The sequence below is a fragment of the Mammaliicoccus sp. L-M44 genome (assembly GCF_022386355.1).
Lineage (GTDB): Bacteria > Bacillota > Bacilli > Staphylococcales > Staphylococcaceae > Mammaliicoccus > Mammaliicoccus sciuri_A.
On sequence record NZ_JAJNIU010000005.1, the window covers coordinates 123,228 to 141,411 of the forward strand.

17 protein-coding genes and 1 rRNA gene are annotated in these 18,184 nt (G+C 31.5%); 13 read left to right on the plus strand and 5 right to left on the minus strand.

Features of this window, described 5'->3' with window-relative positions:
• Positions 1-180: 180 nt before the first annotated feature.
• Positions 181-1,914: a pyruvate oxidase gene (locus LQ611_RS04435; protein ID WP_107565624.1), complete on the minus strand. Its 1,734-nt coding sequence runs from the start codon at positions 1,912-1,914 to the stop codon at positions 181-183.
• Between the two features lie 161 nt (positions 1,915-2,075).
• Here LQ611_RS04435 and sgtB point away from each other — a divergent pair, with 161 nt between their 5' ends.
• The 5 genes from sgtB to LQ611_RS04460 all read left to right on the plus strand — a co-directional run bounded on the left by sgtB (position 2,076) and on the right by LQ611_RS04460 (position 6,427).
• A complete protein-coding gene (gene sgtB / locus LQ611_RS04440; protein ID WP_103360890.1) occupies positions 2,076-2,891 on the plus strand; it encodes a monofunctional peptidoglycan glycosyltransferase SgtB in 816 nt (271 codons plus the stop codon).
• 82 nt (positions 2,892-2,973) lie between these two features.
• Positions 2,974-3,777 carry a recombination regulator RecX gene (gene recX, locus LQ611_RS04445; protein WP_107572622.1) on the plus strand — a complete coding sequence of 268 codons (804 nt, stop codon included), beginning with the start codon at positions 2,974-2,976 and terminating at the stop codon, positions 3,775-3,777.
• On the plus strand, positions 3,770-4,087 hold the full coding sequence (locus LQ611_RS04450; RefSeq protein WP_025905625.1) for a YfhH family protein: 318 nt from the start codon (positions 3,770-3,772) through the stop codon (positions 4,085-4,087). The genes recX and LQ611_RS04450 overlap by 8 nt, the downstream gene beginning before the upstream one ends.
• A gap of 12 nt (positions 4,088-4,099) precedes the next feature.
• On the plus strand, positions 4,100-5,647 hold the full coding sequence (locus tag LQ611_RS04455; RefSeq protein ID WP_107565626.1) for an ABC transporter ATP-binding protein: 1,548 nt from the start codon (positions 4,100-4,102) through the stop codon (positions 5,645-5,647).
• Between the two features lie 9 nt (positions 5,648-5,656).
• Positions 5,657-6,427 carry an ABC transporter permease gene (locus LQ611_RS04460; RefSeq protein WP_239709372.1) on the plus strand — a complete coding sequence of 257 codons (771 nt, stop codon included), beginning with the start codon at positions 5,657-5,659 and terminating at the stop codon, positions 6,425-6,427.
• Positions 6,428-6,473: 46 nt separating this feature from the next.
• On the opposite strand, the gene LQ611_RS04465 is transcribed toward LQ611_RS04460, so the two are convergent.
• Entirely contained in the window at positions 6,474-7,448 is a 975-nt protein-coding gene (locus LQ611_RS04465) for a metal-dependent hydrolase (protein WP_103360893.1), read from the minus strand.
• A gap of 93 nt (positions 7,449-7,541) precedes the next feature.
• On the opposite strand from LQ611_RS04465, the gene mutY reads away from it, so the two are divergent.
• The 4 genes from mutY to LQ611_RS04485 all read left to right on the plus strand — a co-directional run bounded on the left by mutY (position 7,542) and on the right by LQ611_RS04485 (position 12,623).
• Positions 7,542-8,573 (plus strand): A/G-specific adenine glycosylase, encoded by a 1,032-nt coding sequence (mutY, locus tag LQ611_RS04470; protein ID WP_107590908.1) that lies wholly within the window; start codon positions 7,542-7,544, stop codon positions 8,571-8,573.
• A 79-nt stretch (positions 8,574-8,652) separates the two neighbouring features.
• A complete protein-coding gene (ntdP, locus tag LQ611_RS04475) occupies positions 8,653-9,201 on the plus strand; it encodes a nucleoside tri-diphosphate phosphatase (RefSeq protein ID WP_025907189.1) in 549 nt (182 codons plus the stop codon).
• A 67-nt stretch (positions 9,202-9,268) separates the two neighbouring features.
• Positions 9,269-11,008: an ABC transporter ATP-binding protein gene (locus tag LQ611_RS04480; RefSeq protein WP_119494138.1), complete on the plus strand. Its 1,740-nt coding sequence runs from the start codon at positions 9,269-9,271 to the stop codon at positions 11,006-11,008.
• Between the two features lie 112 nt (positions 11,009-11,120).
• Positions 11,121-12,623: an FMN-binding glutamate synthase family protein gene (locus tag LQ611_RS04485; protein ID WP_239709373.1), complete on the plus strand. Its 1,503-nt coding sequence runs from the start codon at positions 11,121-11,123 to the stop codon at positions 12,621-12,623.
• A 36-nt stretch (positions 12,624-12,659) separates the two neighbouring features.
• Here the strand turns inward: LQ611_RS04485 and LQ611_RS04490 are convergent, their stop codons facing one another.
• Entirely contained in the window at positions 12,660-13,754 is a 1,095-nt protein-coding gene (locus tag LQ611_RS04490; protein ID WP_103361888.1) for an FUSC family protein, read from the minus strand.
• Between the two features lie 95 nt (positions 13,755-13,849).
• Complete coding sequence (locus tag LQ611_RS04495; RefSeq protein ID WP_107572617.1) at positions 13,850-15,136, minus strand: glutamate-1-semialdehyde 2,1-aminomutase; 1,287 nt, start codon at positions 15,134-15,136, stop codon at positions 13,850-13,852.
• 84 nt (positions 15,137-15,220) lie between these two features.
• Between LQ611_RS04495 and bcp the strand changes: the two genes are divergently transcribed.
• The 3 genes from bcp to perR all read left to right on the plus strand — a co-directional run bounded on the left by bcp (position 15,221) and on the right by perR (position 17,169).
• A complete protein-coding gene (gene bcp, locus LQ611_RS04500) occupies positions 15,221-15,679 on the plus strand; it encodes a thioredoxin-dependent thiol peroxidase (RefSeq protein ID WP_037590541.1) in 459 nt (152 codons plus the stop codon).
• 5 nt (positions 15,680-15,684) lie between these two features.
• Positions 15,685-16,638, plus strand: coding sequence for a phosphoglycerate dehydrogenase (locus tag LQ611_RS04505; RefSeq protein WP_107590906.1), 954 nt, complete (start codon positions 15,685-15,687; stop codon positions 16,636-16,638).
• 78 nt (positions 16,639-16,716) lie between these two features.
• Entirely contained in the window at positions 16,717-17,169 is a 453-nt protein-coding gene (gene perR, locus LQ611_RS04510) for a peroxide-responsive transcriptional repressor PerR (protein ID WP_025907200.1), read from the plus strand.
• A gap of 25 nt (positions 17,170-17,194) precedes the next feature.
• Here the strand turns inward: perR and LQ611_RS04515 are convergent, their stop codons facing one another.
• Positions 17,195-17,635 carry a YgzB family protein gene (locus LQ611_RS04515; RefSeq protein WP_119494136.1) on the minus strand — a complete coding sequence of 147 codons (441 nt, stop codon included), beginning with the start codon at positions 17,633-17,635 and terminating at the stop codon, positions 17,195-17,197.
• Between the two features lie 485 nt (positions 17,636-18,120).
• Between LQ611_RS04515 and LQ611_RS04520 the strand changes: the two genes are divergently transcribed.
• Positions 18,121-18,184: ribosomal RNA gene (locus LQ611_RS04520) — 16S ribosomal RNA — on the plus strand; the annotation flags it as partial.

The following is an 18,184-nucleotide window of genomic DNA, read 5'->3' on the forward strand; positions in this document are numbered from 1 at the left end:
GGAAGTTACAGCGTTCTAATTACTACAATTCCTAAAAATGCACTTAACAACTCCCATCACAATTTACAAAATTCCACATCTCAGCACGCTATTTTAAAAATTTTATTGAAAATACTTAATTTTAACCCAATAGAAAAAGCAGTGAAGTTCGTCATAAACTTCACTGCTTTTTTATTTTTATTAGAAGAATCTTCTTATTAGTGTTTTGAGTGGTGGCATTTTTTCGAGTCTGTTTTCTTCTAATGCTGTTCTTATTTCGAATTTTGCATATCCTTTTGCCTCGTCCCATATTATTTTACCTGGTAATGGGGCAGCATCTGGATCTACTTTTACGTTTACAACTACAGGTTTATTTGCATTTTTAGCTTTTTCAAGTGTAGGGGCGATATCTTCTACATCTACAACATTATAGCCTATACCGCCACAGCTATCTGCAAATTTAGCAAAGTCGATATCGCCTAAATCAATAGCATATTCTAACTCACCAGCTGCTTGTTGTTCATATTTTATGAATGCTAATTCTTGGTTATTTAATACGACGACGATAATTGGTAGTTTATATTGTACCGCTGTAACGAAGTCTTGCATAACCATTGCAAATCCACCGTCACCAGTGATAGCAATTGCTTGCTTATCTGGATTTGCGACTTTACTTGCAATCGCTCCTGGTAATGCACAGCCCATCGTACCTAACCAAGATGACGTGATAAATTTATGGTTGTGACCGAGTTGTAAATATCGTGTGCTCCATACTGTTGAAGTGCCGACGTCAACTGAAAATACTGTGTCATCTGTTGAAATTTTTTCGATTTCAGACATTAGTAATTCTGGTCTGATTGGTTTGCTGTCATTATTTCTATCTTCTTCTAACCATCTGTTCCATGCTTTCATATTTTCTTGGCATGCTTTTAAGAATTTACGACCAGTTACTTTTTCAGATGCTTCTGTTAAAGCAGCTAATACATTTTTTGTATCGCCTATTAAGCCGACATCGACATTAAAACGTTTGCCAATATTTGTTTGATTAATATCAATTTGTATACATGGTATATCCTTATCAGGTAAATAATCTACATATGGATAATTCGTACCAACTAAAATTAATAAATCAGCATCTTTAGACGCTTCAAATGCTGGTTTAGTACCAATTTTACCTAAGTTACCCATGAAATTAGGATGTTTATCCGGTATGATACCTTTTGCTGGTAATGTAATTAAACCAGGTGCATCGATATGATCTAAGAAGTTAAGTAATTCTTCCTTAGCATCTTTAGCACCAACACCAGTTAGGACGACCGGTTTTTCACTTTTATTTATAAGTTCTGCAGCTTTTTTAACATCTTCATCTTTAGCGTAAGTTACTGCATTTTCAAATTTATACGTTTCTCTAGGGACATTGTCTTCAATTTTCTCACCTAGAACATCACTTGGAATCGTTAATACTGCAACGCCTTTTTTAGCATATGCAGTTTTGATAGCTTCATCTACAATTTCATGTACATTTTCAGCTGATTCTAATTGTTTATTATAAACGGCTACATCTTCGAATAGGGCTGTCAAATTAACTTCTTGGAAGAATTTCGTGCCCAATAATTTCGAATCTGTTTGACCTGCTAAAACGAGCATAGGGACATTATCCATTTTAGCGTCATACATACCATTTAACATATGTATTGCGCCAGGACCACCAATACTTAATGCTACTGCTATCTTGCCTGTTAATTTGGCATAACTACTAGCAGCTAAAGTTGCAACTTCTTCGTGTCTTACATCATAGAATTTAATGTTATCTTCTTCTGTTTTAAGTGCATCTACGACTTTATCTATTGAATCACCAGGTATGCCATATACGTGGTCAATTTGCCAATTCTTTAAGACTTGTACGAGTGCTTTGTTTGCTTTAATTTTTGCCATTTAAAATTCCTCCTTATCGTTATCTATACCCAAATACGCTAAAAGTTATACTTATAAATAAGACTCAGGACTGATTTTGTTGTTTTTCAGTAAAAAGAAGTGTTTAAATTCATTATTACAAGCTATAATGATGTAAGAAATATGAATAAGGGAGAATACAGATGGGGCTATTTAAGAATAAGAAGAATGAAATACCACAACCTAATTCAGAAGAAGTTCAATATAGAAGATATCAACATTATTATCAAGAACCTGTACAGCCGAGAAAGAGAAAAAGAATTTCAAAGCTATTTGGTCTTGTAACAATACTTATTATACTTTCGATTGTTTTTTATTTAGCAGTTATGTATATGTGGTCAAGAACATCTGATGTTGATGATTTAGTAAAAATTGAAGATAAACAATCTTATGTTCAAGTTGAAGATATGCCTGATTATACTAAAAATGCTTTTGTAGCAGTTGAAGATAAACGATTTTATGATCATGATGGAATTGACTTAAGAGGTGTATCACGTGCGCTTGCTGTAAGTTTGAAAAATGGTGAACTTACACAAGGTGGAAGTACGATTACACAACAAGTCGTTAAAAACTATTTCTATACGAATGAAACGCAACTGACAAGAAAAGTGAAAGAGATGTTTGTGGCGAAACGTGTTGAAGATAAATATAGTAAGAATGATATTTTGAGTTATTATGTCAATAATATCTATTTCGGTCAAAATAATTATACGATTGAGGAAGCGGCAAATTATTACTTCGGTGCGACAGTCGATAAAAATAATCCAAACCTTCCTCAAGTAACGGTATTACAAAGTGCAATTTTAGCTAGTGTCGTAAATGCACCATCCAATTTTGATATTAATAATATTAGTGATAGTTATATGACACGTATCAAAACAACACTTGAAAAAATGAAACAACAGAATTATATTACTGAATCAGAGTATACTGAAGCTATAAATGAATTAAATCAATAATAAACACACTGAGTTAAGAGATTAAACTTTTAAACTCAGTGTGTTTTATTGTATCCTATATATATGTGTGGAGGGATGTAAAATGCTTAAAATAACTAAACTTGAAGTACAAAAGAAAAACAAAGAACGTTTAAATTTATTTATTAATAATGAATTTGAAATGGGTATTGATCAAGCAACATACATCTACTTTAATTTAAGAAAAGATTTAGAAATTACAAAAAGTAAGTTACAAGAAATTAAGGACTACGATCAATATAGACAGGCACTTAATCAAGCGATTGTCTATTTATCTCATAAAAAGCGTACGAAATATGAAGTAGAAAAATATTTAACTGACAAAGAATATGGCAGTGACTTAATTGATAGAGTGATAGAGTATTGTCAATCTAATAAATACATAGACCATAAAGATTATATTGAAAGTTTAAAAAACACCATTTTAAAAACAACGGATAAAGGTCCTGACCATTTTGAAAGAGTAGCTAAAGAAAAAGGTATAGAACAAGATTTAGTATACGAATTCAAAGAAAAGTTTGAAATGGAAATGTCGGAAGATCGAATTCCGAATATCGCAAAAAAGATTATGCAAAAAAAGAAACAACCTCCTAACCGTTTAAAACAAACGATTGTCCAAACACTTCAACAAAGAGGCTATGCTTTTTCATTAATCAATGAACATCTAACAGATTTGAATATTGAACCGACATCTGATGATGTTGAAAATATTTTGATGAAAGATTTGGAAAAGGTATATAATAAATATCAAAAGAAATATAATGGATATGAACTTAAGTCACATGTTATTCAAGCACTCGTAAGAAAAGGGTATACATTTGAAATGATTAATGACAAATTAGTAGAAAGTGGTATTGTAGATGAATAATGATAAAAAATTTGTTGAAATGACAGAATATGAACTAAAAAACGCAATTGCTGAATATCGCGAAAAGATGAGAAAATCAGAAATGATGGGTATACTAAATGAATATGAAGTATATAAGAGAAAAGCGCTCATAGCAGAAAGTTACCTTGTCGACACTTCAAAAATAGAAGTAGGAAAAGTATATGGCTTAATAGGTGACACACCTAGTTACTTTAAAGTAGAACGCATTAATGGTGTATTTGCTTGGGGATTTAGATTAAAAGGATCAAAAATTGAAGAAGGCATTCCTGTAAGTCTTCTACAACTATAATGGTGGTGCAGAATGACACAGCAAATATTACTGAGAGTTGTTAACGCAACTAAATATTATTATATAAGTAAAGAACAGAATAAATTTAAATCATTATTTAAGTTAAAGCACCTTAACAAGGACATTGTACTTAAAAATGTTACCGTGCATCTTTATAGAGGTGAAGTGCTGGGCATTATCGGCGATGATCAGTCTGGTAAAGAAATGATCAGTAAATTAATGATTAAAGAAGTTGCACCTAATTTAGGTAAAGTAACAAATCATGCGCAAACATTTTTAGCGGATGTTAGGCATAAAGCTGATGATCATCAAACATTGAATGAAATGATTATTCGTACTTTGAGTTTATCCGGTGTAGAAATTAGAGACATTACGACGATTCAAAGACAAATATTAAGCTTTGCTAAATTATCGGATAAAGCTTCAAAGACGTGCCAAGATATTAATGAAGCGGAATATGCTCAATTATTAGTTAGTATAGCCAAATATATGAGACCTACCGTTGCAATTTTTACTAATATCATTCAATACTTAGACGAATCATTTCAGAAGAAGTTCCATGAATTTTTAAATGAACAAAAAGAATATGATCGTGCTGCTGTCGTAATCGATGACCATATACACTCAATTGAGAAGATGAGTAACTATCTTATCTGGTTAACTTATGGTCAAGTTAGAAAAGAAGGTACCGTTAAAGAAGTATTAGGTCATTACCGAGAATATCATAAGAAATATAATCAAATTCAAGATAAAGACCAAAAAGAACTTTACGATCTTAAATGGAAGATGTCTCAGCAAGAACTTCCTATAGCGCACGGCGAAGGTTATAAAAGAATGCGTAAATATCAATACGGTAGAGTGCCGAAATCTATTGAGAAAATGATATTTTATGGCTTAACATTTATCTTTGGTGCTACATTAGCAGCACTATTTATGTTTATAGGTGTAGGGAGCTCTCCTACAGAAAAAGAAGTTACATCAAAACAGGTCATCACAACAAATAGTGAACCTAAATACATAGATAAGTCAGCTTATGTCCTATCGCTAAAACATGATACAGAACTCACACCTTCATCCAAAGGCTCAAAGTTGAAATTACCTCAATATAGTTTTGTAGATGTAACAGGTGAAAATCAATCTAATTATAGACTTGAAGTAGATGACAAGACTTATATCTCTAAAAAGAATAACTTGTACTTTTTCAATCCTGCAGGACTATATGAAGACGTTGATTGGTCAGATTTAGAAGATTATGTTGATGATAGTTATTTAAATTATATTGATTTTTATAACAGCTTTATGCATAAATCACATAAGAAAGTTTCTGAGACCATTACAGCTGATAAAGCAAACCGATTTAATGAACAAATGGAAGGCCAAAAAGTACATATGGTTTTCAACAGTGACAATCAATTAACTGGTTTTACATTTGATATGAAAAACAAAGCTAAATTAGTTAAGAAATACAATATTTCAAGTGACACTTGGGTCGTTAAATCAAGAGATGGCTTTATGATAGCAGACTTAGCAGAAAACAAATGGATTTTTATACAATTATAGGAGGTCAATATGAACGAATTATTTGAACAACATATTAAACATTTTTCACATATGCTTAAATATTGCTTCTATGAAGTTAAAACTCATTATAAATATTATGTATCTGCTTTTGCTATCATGTTAGTATTATTGATCTTCACATATTTGAAGTTATGGATTACTGATGCGATAGATGTACAACAATCAACGTCTTATTATAAGTTGATTGGCTTTTTCGCTTACATGTGGGTCTTTTTATCACTTTTTAATTCTGAAAAGACAGTCAGAAAACAAGGGGCACTTTATAATAGATTATCAGTACCGTACTATGTTGGCGCTTCTTCACAAGTATTTTTAACAATGATCATATTCTTGATTGTTGTAACGCTTACTGGGATTGTTTCAACATTATCGACATCAAATTTAATCGAAATTAACCATTTAGGATTTTTCTATTATTTAGTAATGGCATACATATTACTTGTACCAGTAGCATCGATTATTGGTGTGTTTGGTAAATATGTATATTCTGCACGGTTTATCGTTTTCGGATTATTGATTGTATTATTATTTGTCGTACCGATATTGTACGTACCTAATAATATGTATGTAGTTTGGGTTAATGTTTTAAAACTCAATCCATTATTCTATATTATTAATGGGTTCCAACAATCAATGGTGTTAGGTAACGCATCCGTTACGAATTTGCCATATCATATTCTGTTCTATTTTGAAGTAGCATTTATCTATTTAGCTTGGATCAATATTAATAAAGCTTATAAAACTGAATACTTTAAATAAAAAATAAGGCTGAGACGATCTAACCGTCTCAGCCTTATTTGTGTTTCTATGCTTCGAGTTTTTTCATTAATTTCTCCTCGGTAAATACCCAGCCGATATATGAGTTTGTCACTTTCATATCATCATCTAAATGTAGTATAGCTACAAATGGGTAATGACCATTCTTCAAATATCTTAAATCAATAAATCTTAGTTCTGTTGTTTTTTTATCTATTCTTGTAACTTCCCATCGATAAATAGAACTGAAACTTAAGAAAGATCTTAAATTCTCATCATATTTAGCATAAGCCATTATATGGTCATTCGGGAATGCTTGTCTTTTGAATACATCATTAAATGCTACGTTACGACCATAACTACGTCCAACATAATCATGTGTTTCAGTTTGAATAGCAATTCGCCATTCCATAAATCGTATTGTCGGTGCAACAAATATTTTAACGGGATTATCTTCTTGTTGTATTTGTTTTAAAGCTTGGTCTTTTATCGCTTTTTGTAATATAAATCGCACAATATAATAGAATATTAACAAGAAGTATAATGTACCAAAGGCAATGCCAGCATTAACACCGAGTGTCCAGAGCAGTATGGCAACTAAGTGTGCTACAAAGATAATGGGGTCAAACGTATTAATAATACTTAATTGAATCCATTTATTAGATATCGGTCTAAGCGCCTGTGTACCATATGAATTAAAAATATCTACAAAAACATGAAAGAATACGGCAAATTGCGTCCATAACCAAATATGCAAGACATCTACTCCTGGAAAGATAACGAATATTAGAAACGTTAATATTAAAGGCCATAATAATGTAAAAGGTATAGAATGAGTGATACCTCTATGGTTTTTAACATATATCGCATTATTTTTTAATTTTAATACTGTATCAATATCAGGTATTTGTGATCCAACCATTATACCAGTTGCCACTGCAGCAAATGTAGGTGTAACATGTGGATCTAATGTCGCAAGACCAGTTAACGCAACACCCATGACAACGTGTGTACCAGTATCCATAAAAATCACCACTTTACTTTAATCTATATGATATATATTATATAGCATATGCATAGTAATCTGAAAGCAATTCACAAGAAAGTAGTGTCATAAATGATAGAAACGAAACAATTTAAAGACGATTTGCTTAATTGGTTTCATAAAAATAAACGACAAATGCCGTGGAGAGAAACATCAAATCCATATTATATTTGGTTAAGTGAAGTAATGTTGCAACAAACACAGGTTAATACGGTTCGACCATATTACAAAGCATTTATTGAGCGTTTCCCAACTATAGAAAGTTTGAGTGAAGCAAACGAAGAAGATGTACTTAAATATTGGGAAGGTTTAGGTTATTATTCTAGGGTTAGAAATTTTCAAGAAGCGGTTAAAGAAGTTCACCATAGTTATCACGGATTAGTACCAGATAACCCTGATGATTTTAAAAAGTTAAAAGGTGTTGGACCATATACAAATGCAGCAGTTATGAGTATCGTGCATAATCATCCGATACCAGCAGTTGATGGTAATGTGTTAAGAGTGTGGAGTAGATTGACTGGTAATGACAGTGATATAGCTGCACCGAAGACGAAAAAATTATATGAAGATGAATTACAGCCATTTGTAGAAGACCATTCAGGAGATTTTAATCAAGCAATGATGGAATTAGGAGCAACCATTTGTACACCTAAAAAGACTTTATGTATTATGTGCCCTGTTCAAAAACATTGTTATGCATTTGCTAATGGTGTAGTGGATGAATTACCAGTTAAAAAGAAAAAAATAAAGAAAAAGACAATTGATTTTAACGTATTATATATCACGAATCGTTCTGGCGAGATATTAGTACGCCAAAGAGATACAAAATTATTAAATGGCATGTGGGAATTTCCAATGTTTGAAGCTGATGAAAGTATACACAGCATTGAAGAAACATTAGATGCAGTCATGGATATCGATCAAACGCCTGAATTTACAACTAAGCATGTTTTTACACATATGACATGGAATATGAATGTATACCGAGCGCATACTCAAAAAAGTGATTTTAATTACCCATATAAATGGATAAAAAAAGAAGAAAAAGACCAGTTATCATTTTCAACATCTATGAGTAAAATTTTTAATCAGCTCAATGGATAATGACAAGAAACATAATTTTAGCTTATTTATTTAAATATGATATAATAACTTGGTAAATATTTAAAAGGTGGTGTGGAACATGGTCAAAGAATCCATACCAAAAGAAGGCCAAGTAATTAAAATACAAAGTTATAAACATGATGGTAATATACATCGTGTGTGGTCTGAAACAACAATTCTTAAAGGTACGAGTCATGTTATTATCGGTGGGAATAATCGTACACTCGTAACAGAAAGTGATGGTAGAACTTGGGTAACAAGGGAACCAGCGATTGTTTATTTCCATTCAGAATATTGGTTTAACGTCATTTGTATGTTCCGCGAAGACGGTGTTTATTATTATTGTAATTTATCATCACCATTTGTTTGTGATGAAGAAGCGATTAAATATATCGATTATGATTTAGACATTAAAGTTTATCCAAGCGGCAAATATCATTTGTTGGATGAAGATGAATATAAACAACATATGAAACAAATGAATTATCCTAAAGACATTGATGTAATACTTAGAAGAAATGTTGATATTCTACAACAATGGATTGAACGCAAGAAAGGACCATTTGCGCCAGACTTTATTAAAGTTTGGCAAGAAAGATTTCATTCAATTGATAGACGTAATTCTTGAGAATGAAAATATCACAGCCTAGCTAAAGCTAGGCTGTTTCGTTTGGACTAAGATTGGGGGAACAATAATGATTAAAAGGTATTTACAATTTGTAAAACCATACAAATGGCATATTGTAGGTACGATTATCATTGGAATTTTGAAATTTGGTATCCCATTATTACTTCCATTACTGATTAAATATGTAATCGATGATGTCATTAATAATGGTGCACTATCAATTGGACAAAAAACAGAAAAATTAACATATGCAATGTTAATTATGGGATTTATATTTGTTGTACTAAGACCACCTATAGAATACTTCAGACAATATTTAGCACAATGGACATCTAATAAAATTCTGTATGATATTCGTAAAAAATTATACACACATCTACAGGCATTAAGCTCAAGATTTTATGCTAATAATAAAGCAGGGGAAGTTATATCAAGAGTAATTAATGATGTTGAACAAACTAAAGACTTTATCCTTACAGGACTTATGAATGTTTGGTTAGATTTAGTAACAATCGTCATCGCATTAAGTATTATGTTTGTTTTAGATATTAAATTAACATTTACGGCAATTGCGATTTTCCCAGTATTTATATTTAGTATTTATTACTTCTTCGGAAAATTACGTAGTTTAACGAGAAGAAGATCGCAAAGTTTAGCAGAACTTCAAGGATTTCTTCATGAACGTGTTTCAGGGATGTCTGTTATAAAAAGTTTTGCTATAGAAAAAAATGAAGAAAAACGATTTGATAAAAGGAACCAAAACTTCTTAACTAAAGCAACTGATCATACGAAATGGAATGCCAAATCATTTGCAGTTATTAATACAGTCACAGATATTGGTCCATTATTGGTAGTAGGTATCGGTGGTTTTCTTGTTATTCAAGGGAATTTAACTGTTGGGACATTAGCAGCATTTGTAGCATATCTTGAACAGTTATACGGACCTTTAAGAAGATTGGTTTCATCATCTACAACTTTAACGCAAAGTATCGCTTCAATGGACAGAGTATTTCATTTGTTTGATGAAAAATATGATGTCAAAAATGAAGATGACGCACGAGACATTGTCATTAAAGAAGGGCACATTACGTTTGATGACGTATCTTTTAAATATAATGATTATGAAGATGAAGTGCTCAAACATATTAACTTAGATATTAATAAAGGTGAAACGGTCGCATTTGTAGGTATGAGTGGTGGCGGTAAATCAACACTTATTAGTTTACTGCCAAGATTCTATGATGTGACGAAAGGTAGCATTAGTATTGATAATCATAACGTTAAAGATTTCACAACTGAAAGTCTCAGAAATCAAGTAGGTATGGTTGAGCAAGATAATATTTTATTCTCTGATTCTATTAAAGAAAATATTTTATTAGGAAAACCAAATGCAACTGACGAAGAAGTTATAGAGGCAAGTAAAAAAGCAAATGCACATGACTTTATTATGTCATTACCAAAAGGTTATGATACAGAAGTCGGCGAACGTGGTGTGAAATTATCAGGTGGACAAAAACAAAGAGTATCTATTGCAAGAATATTCTTGAATAATCCTCCTGTGTTAGTACTTGATGAAGCGACGAGTGCACTTGATTTAGAAAGTGAAAAAATCATCCAAGATGCACTTGAAATATTAAGTACTGAAAGAACGACTTTAATCGTTGCGCATAGATTATCAACGATTACACATGCGGATAAAATAGTTGTTATTCAAAATGGACAAATTGAAGAAGTTGGTTCACACAAAGAATTAATGGCAGCACAAGGAAGTTATTACAACTTATATAATATTCAATCGTTCGGGTAAAATTACAACACCCCCTCATTCTATGCTATTATTAATTTAATAGAGATAGACTGAGGGGGAATTTTTATGACTTTTTTAAGCATACTACAATTGATTGTGAATATTTTATTCTTTGTATGTTATAGATAAAAGGCAAAAGCATCATAGTGTATTAAGAAATTACCCTGTACTTGGTAGAGTGAGATACTTTTTAGAAAGTATAGGACCAGAACTTAGACAGTATTTAATATTAAATGATAATGCTGGAAAACCATTTTCAAGAAAACAATATTTAAATATCGTCATGCCAGGTAAATATAAAAATAGAATCGAAAGTTTTGGGTCGTTGAGAAAATTTGAAGAGCCAGGATTTTATTTACAAAATACAATGTTTCCAGTAGACCATGACGAATTAGAAATTAACCAAGATGAACAAATGTCTACTTTTATTTATGAAATTTCTAATGAAGGACTTTTTGATCGTAAAGAAGAACAAAAACAAAAAGATGTTGATCCATATAAATTAACAACAGATAACCAGATAATTATAGGTGGTGACTTAAAACATCCATTTATCGTTAATAGGTTGGTTGGACAATCAGGTATGAGCTATGGTGCACTAGGTAAAAATGCAATTACTGCATTGCCAAAAGGTTTGGGCAGAAGCGGTTCATGGATGAATACAGGAGAAGGAGGATTAAGCAATCATCATTTAAGTGGAGATTGTGATATCATCTTTCAAATAGGACCAGGTTTATTTGGCGTTCGAGATAAAGAAGGGAATTTTGATGAGAAAGAATTTTTTGAAAAAGCTAACATGAAACAAGTGAAGGCATTTGAATTAAAGTTAGCGCAAGGTGCCAAAACGAGAGGTGGACATATTGAAGGGGCAAAAGTAACAGAAGAAATTGCTGAAATTAGAAATGTAACGCCTTTTGAAACAGTTAACTCACCTAATAGGTTTGAATTTCTTCATAATAATAAAGAGTTGTTACAATTTGTACAGAGGTTAAGAGAACTATCTGACAAACCAGTTGGCATAAAAATAGTTGTCGGAAACATAAATGATTTAAAGAAATTAATACATGAAATGGTATCATCAAACATTATTCCTGATTTTATTACAGTCGACGGTGGAGAAGGTGGAACAGGTGCGACTTATCAAGAACTTGTCGATACAGTTGGTTTGCCATTATTTTCTGCATTACCAATATTAGATGTAGAACTTAAAAAATTTAAAATAAGGGATAAAGTGAAAGTATTTGCATCTGGAAAACTTATCACACCTGATCAAATTGCTATTGCTTTAGCGTTAGGTGCAGACCTCGTTAATGTAGCAAGAAGTTTAATGATTAATGTAGGTTGTATTATGGCTCAACAATGTCATACAAATAATTGTCCAGTAGGTGTAGCTACTACAGATCCAAAAAAAGAATCTGCTTTAGTTGTATCAGAAAAAGAATACAGAGTTTCAAATTATATTGTGAGTTTACATGAAGGGTTATTTAATTTAGCAGCAGCAGTAGGTGTGAAAAGTCCTAATCAAATAAATGAAAACCATTTATTATATAGAAGTGCTAATGGAAATGTCATGAATGTTAATCAATATAAAAAAACCATATATAAAGAGAATTAAAAATAGACCTGAACAGTTATCTGTTCAGGTCTACTTTTATAAATCAAAATCTTCATCTTCAATTTGTATGTCGCTATCTTCTGGATGAAATTTGAAATAACTAGAAGATAATTTGTCTAAATGTAAAATAGTCGCTTTATAATCTAACATTGCTGAAATAACTTGCATGACGTTCTCAATATAGTAATCTTCTTGATCAGGATTTTCCATAATATCTTTAATGAATATTTCCATTAAATCTTCTTTATAAGGTTCTACTAAATAATCAGGAACTTGATCAATTTCGTGTTTAGCTTTTTGTGATATCCTTACTAATATTTGTTCATGCTGTGCCATCAGTTCATCCAGTTCAAACTTCATTTGTACTTTGAGATCATCATTTAAGTTATGAATATCGTTTTCGTAACGATTCATTTTCCTTAATACTTCATATGCTCTACGTGTTGATGCAATAATCTCTTTGAAAAGAATCTTCTTACGCATTTGACTAAAAGCTTGTTTCTTAGTGTAAGCTCTTTCTTCTTTATAATATAAATAAAATTGTTCAAGCTTTACGATACGTGTTCTGATTGTTTCTAAATCTTGCTTTACGTAGTGAAACTCAGTTGTACTATTTAACACTAATCTAAACCATTTAAATATATCAGTAGAAATATTAAGTGAGTTATAATACATTTTAGTTTCGAATTTCGGTGGTAAAAACGTAAAGTTAACAAGGAAAGCACTTAACACACCAATCATAACTAAGACGAAACGATAGAACGCAGAGATATAGAAATCTCCTTCGTGATGTCCAAGTATGATTAAAGCTGTTACAACTGCTAAGTTAGAAACATGTTGTAGATTAAATTTGTAAAGTATTGAAATAATGATAATCGCTGTTAAGCCTATAAATACAACATTGTTACCAAATATAGAGAATATGGCAACAGCTGTAATCGCACCAATAACATTACCTTGAAATTGTTCTACAATCGTTTTGAACGAACGATAGACACTTGGTTGCATGGCGACCATTGCAGCAACACCAGCTATTGATGTTATCATTGCCGGTCCTGGGAGTAAATTAGCTATAAATATTGCTAGGACAATCGCGATACCAGTTTTAAATATTCTTGCCCCAAATTTCATAGAACCATTCCTTTTTGTTTTTAAAACAGGGTTGTAACAAATATCACAAGCCTAGTATATATTGGTTATACAACGTTTTGGCTAACTTTTCAAGTTTATAATTGAGAGAAAGCGTAATCAACTGCATTTAATGTTTGATTTATGTCTTCTTCAGTATGTTCAGTTGTTAAGAACCATGCTTCATATTTAGAAGGTGCTAAATTAATACCTTGATTTAACATTAACTTAAAGAATTTTGCGAACTGTTCACCGTCAGTATTTTCCGCTTGAACATAGTTTTCAACTTTTTCGTCTGTAAAGTAAAGTGTTAAAGCACCTTTGATTCGATTAACTGTTGCTTTAACGTTATGCTTTTTAATTAATTCCAATAAACCTTCTTCTAATTGTTGACCTAATTGATCCAATTTATCGTAAACACCAGGTTGTTCCAATATTTCTAATAAAGCAATTCCAGCTCTCATTGAAAGTGGGTTACCCGCCATTGTACCTGCTTGGTATGCTGGACCAAGTGGTGCAACATGTTCCATGATTTCTTGACGTCCACCATATGCACCGATTGGTAAGCCGCCTCCAATAACTTTACCAAATGCAGTTAAGTCAGGATAAACGCCTAATAAATCTTGTGCAGCACCGTAATGGAATCTAAATGCTGTAATAACTTCATCATAAATAACTAAACCACCGTATTGATGTGTTACTTCATTTACTGCTTCTAAAAAGCCTTCTTTAGGCTCAACCATACCAAAGTTTCCAACGATTGGTTCTACTAAAACACCAGCAACTTGATCGCCCCAATGTTTCATAGCTTCTTTAAATGAATCTATATCATTAAAAGGAACTGTAATAACTTCTTGTGCTACACTTTTCGGTACACCAGCAGAATCAGGTGTGCCAAGTTGAGATGGGCCACTTCCTGCAGCAACAAGCACTAAGTCAGAATGTCCGTGATAACATCCAGCGAATTTAATGATTTTATCTCGCTTAGTATAAGCGCGTGCAACTCTAATTGTTGTCATAACAGCTTCAGTACCAGAGTTTACAAATCTAATTTTTTCTAATGATGGAATAGCATTTCGTAGTTTTTTAGCAAACGTAATTTCATATTCAGTAGGTGTACCGAATAATACACCATCTTCAGCTGCAGCTTTTATAGCTTCCGTTATATGTGGATGTGCATGTCCAGCTATGATTGGTCCATATGCTTGAAGATAGTCAATATATTTATTGCCATCAACATCGTAAAAATACGCACCTTTACCTTTTTGCATAACTAAAGGTGCGCCACCACCTACAGCTTTATATGAACGAGATGGTGAATTGACACCACCAAGAATATATTCATTTGAAAGTGTTTGTAAGTACTCACTTTTTGTAAATTCCATATTATCAACCTCTTTTAATTTAATTATTTTCATTTATATCGTATCATAAAATTAAACATCTATCGTTTATAAGGAGTGTAAAATATGATACAAATTGGTGAAAAATTTCCGGATTTCAAGTTAAAGAATCAAAATGGTGAATTAATTAGTAATGAGGACTTAAAAGGATCTAAAGTCGTTGTTTATTTTTACCCTAGAGATAACACACCGACATGTACGACAGAAGCATGTGATTTTAGAGATAATTTAGAAGATTTTAATGAATTAAATACGAAAGTTTATGGTATTAGTGGAGATAGTGAAAAGAAACATGCTAATTTTTCTAATAAACATAATTTGAATTTTGATTTACTAGTAGATGAAGATTATAAGCTTTCTGAAGAAGTAGGGGTATATCAATTGAAGAAATCATTTGGTAAAGAATCAATGGGGATTGTTAGAACGACTTTTGTGTTAGATGAAGAAGGTACTGTCATACATAAAATTGACAAAGTAAAAGTTAAAACTCAGATTGAAGACTTAAAAAACTTTATAAAGGAATGATATAAATGAAAGTCGTTACTTTAATGAGGCTAAAAGAACAAGAAGAGAGACTAAAAGAAACATTTCCTAATGTAGATTTTAAATTTTATAAGCATCCGAATGAAGCACGTGATGAAGATTTAGAAGATGTTGATGTATTAGTTAGTTATCATGGAGAAGTGAATCCTTCATTTTTAGATAAATGTAAGAATATCAAACTAATCACATGGTTTGCTACAGGGGTGAATCAATTACCTCTAGGTTATATTCAAGATAGAGGAATTAAACTGACTAATGCAAGAGGGGTACACGCCATTCAAATCGCTGAATTTATTTTTGCATATATTCTAAATGATATTAAATTATTCAGTACTTCATATGAGTCTCAAAAGAAACGTGAATTTAATCATAAGCTTAAACCTGATTCAATAAATGAAAAGACGATTCTATTTTTAGGTACAGGCAAGATTCCGCAAAGAACTGCTGAAGTTGCTAAAGCATTTAATATGAAGGTTATTGGTATAAATATAACTGGACATGATGTTCCTGGGTTTGATGAAGTTTATTCTATAGAAGAAAGACGTCATGTATATCATAAAGCTGACTTTGTTGTGAATGTATTACCTGAAACAGAAGATACGATACATTTATTACAGAAAGAAGACTTTAAACATATGAATGAAGATACACATTTTATAAATGTAGGTAGAGGTACTGTCGTATCAGAAAGTGTCTTATATGAAGCATTGGATAGTAAAGAAATTAGATATGCATCTTTAGATGTATTTGAAGAGGAACCATTACCTGAAAATTCTAGACTATATGATTTAGATAATGTGTTTATCACAGCTCATATTACAGGTAATGATCTTAACAATTTAAAGAGAAGTACAGATATTCTAATTGAAAATCTCAAACATATTGAAAATGATGAGTCAGATAAGTTAATAAACATTGTTAACTCAGAAGCGGGATACTGATTAATTGTTTGACAAAATGCTACTAAAAGGGATATATTATAAATAATAATCATTATAAATTAGAAGGTGGGTGTAAGGATGCAACAAAATATTGAGAATGTTGAACATATGTTAGACGATGCAATTGGTACTTTAAGAAGTACTGGTGTTAGAATTACACCACAACGTCAATCGATACTTCAATATTTAATCGAAACAGATAGTCATCCTACTGCTGATGAAATTTATCAGTCACTTTCACCACAATTTCCAAATATGAGTGTTGCTACAGTTTATAATAACTTAAAAGTTTTTAAAGAAACTGGGCTTGTTAAAGAATTAACATACGGTGACGCTTCAAGTCGTTTTGATTTTGAAACACATAATCACTATCATATTATCTGTGATCAATGTGGTAAGATATCTGATTTTCATTATCCACGATTAGATGAAGTAGAACAATTGGCACAACATGTCACTAGTTTTTCAGTAACGCACCACAGAATGGAAATATATGGTGTTTGTCCAGAATGTCAAAACAAGAATAAATAAAACAAAAAGCTAAAGGCGGATGCCTTTAGCTTTTTTTCTTTTCTTCAGTATGTTCTTTAGTTTGCTGCTCTTCTAGTTTCTTAGATTTGCGCTTATTATTATAATCTTGATTAAAGGCTTTACCCTCTAAATTCTTATCTAATGTAAGAGGTTGATTACAATTAGCACAAATATCTGCTCGTCCTAACATTTTTGTATAATGATCACAGTTTGGACATTGCACTTGTATAGTCCGAGAACTCAACATGCCAATCCAAAAGTAAACTATAAATGAAAGACCAAGAGCTAACATTCCTAAAACTAAGAATATACTAAATACAATTTGGCTCTTAAAATAGTAAAAGAAGAATACACCTATGTACATAACAATCATACCTAAGAAGATTAATCCTAATGCAAAAGATCTAATTCTATTTATTTTACTAGTAGGTTTTTTGCGAAATAGCTTCAAATCTATTCCCTCCATACTTATTAATACTGATAAAGTATAGCATAATTTCTATTAAAATATATAGTCCCTAATAAAGCGAAATAATACACAATTTTGTTTATATAAATCGTTGACGTATAGTATATATCTTGATATTATATAAAAGTCGTCAAAACAGACAGACATCGCAAAATAAAACGATTGTTAAAAAGGTTAATAAAGTGTAAATTTAACGCTTGAAATTAACTAAATAACAATGTAATATAAATTATGCAAGTTGATTGAAACGGAAACGACCACTTGAAAAGCTGAGTCAAACCGAACAAAACAAATTATTATTTTTTAAAAATAATACTTGACTTGATATTTAATAACTAGTATAATTGTTTCTTGTAGCGATTAAAATGAACATTGAAAACTGAATGACAATATGTCAACGTTAATTCCAATAATTGAGTACTGAAAGTACTTCAGAGTGATTGGCTTAACCAATCAAAAATGAGCTTATCAAGCTTACTTCTTTTATGGAGAGTTTGATCCTGGCTCAGGATGAACGCTGGCGGCGTGCCTAATACATGCAAGTCG

Bases quoted from the DNA above. Each gene is read 5' to 3' on its own strand.
- LQ611_RS04435 (WP_107565624.1), bottom strand. From the start codon at position 1,914: ATGGCAAAAATTAAAGCAAACAAAGCACTCGTACAAGTCTTAAAGAAT.
- sgtB (WP_103360890.1), top strand. From the start codon at position 2,076: ATGGGGCTATTTAAGAATAAGAAGAATGAAATACCACAACCTAATTCA.
- recX (WP_107572622.1), top strand. From the start codon at position 2,974: ATGCTTAAAATAACTAAACTTGAAGTACAAAAGAAAAACAAAGAACGT.
- LQ611_RS04450 (WP_025905625.1), top strand. From the start codon at position 3,770: ATGAATAATGATAAAAAATTTGTTGAAATGACAGAATATGAACTAAAA.
- LQ611_RS04455 (WP_107565626.1), top strand. From the start codon at position 4,100: ATGACACAGCAAATATTACTGAGAGTTGTTAACGCAACTAAATATTAT.
- LQ611_RS04460 (WP_239709372.1), top strand. From the start codon at position 5,657: ATGAACGAATTATTTGAACAACATATTAAACATTTTTCACATATGCTT.
- LQ611_RS04465 (WP_103360893.1), bottom strand. From the start codon at position 7,448: ATGGATACTGGTACACACGTTGTCATGGGTGTTGCGTTAACTGGTCTT.
- mutY (WP_107590908.1), top strand. From the start codon at position 7,542: ATGATAGAAACGAAACAATTTAAAGACGATTTGCTTAATTGGTTTCAT.
- ntdP (WP_025907189.1), top strand. From the start codon at position 8,653: ATGGTCAAAGAATCCATACCAAAAGAAGGCCAAGTAATTAAAATACAA.
- LQ611_RS04480 (WP_119494138.1), top strand. From the start codon at position 9,269: ATGATTAAAAGGTATTTACAATTTGTAAAACCATACAAATGGCATATT.
- LQ611_RS04490 (WP_103361888.1), bottom strand. From the start codon at position 13,754: ATGAAATTTGGGGCAAGAATATTTAAAACTGGTATCGCGATTGTCCTA.
- LQ611_RS04495 (WP_107572617.1), bottom strand. From the start codon at position 15,136: ATGGAATTTACAAAAAGTGAGTACTTACAAACACTTTCAAATGAATAT.
- bcp (WP_037590541.1), top strand. From the start codon at position 15,221: ATGATACAAATTGGTGAAAAATTTCCGGATTTCAAGTTAAAGAATCAA.
- LQ611_RS04505 (WP_107590906.1), top strand. From the start codon at position 15,685: ATGAAAGTCGTTACTTTAATGAGGCTAAAAGAACAAGAAGAGAGACTA.
- perR (WP_025907200.1), top strand. From the start codon at position 16,717: ATGCAACAAAATATTGAGAATGTTGAACATATGTTAGACGATGCAATT.
- LQ611_RS04515 (WP_119494136.1), bottom strand. From the start codon at position 17,635: ATGGAGGGAATAGATTTGAAGCTATTTCGCAAAAAACCTACTAGTAAA.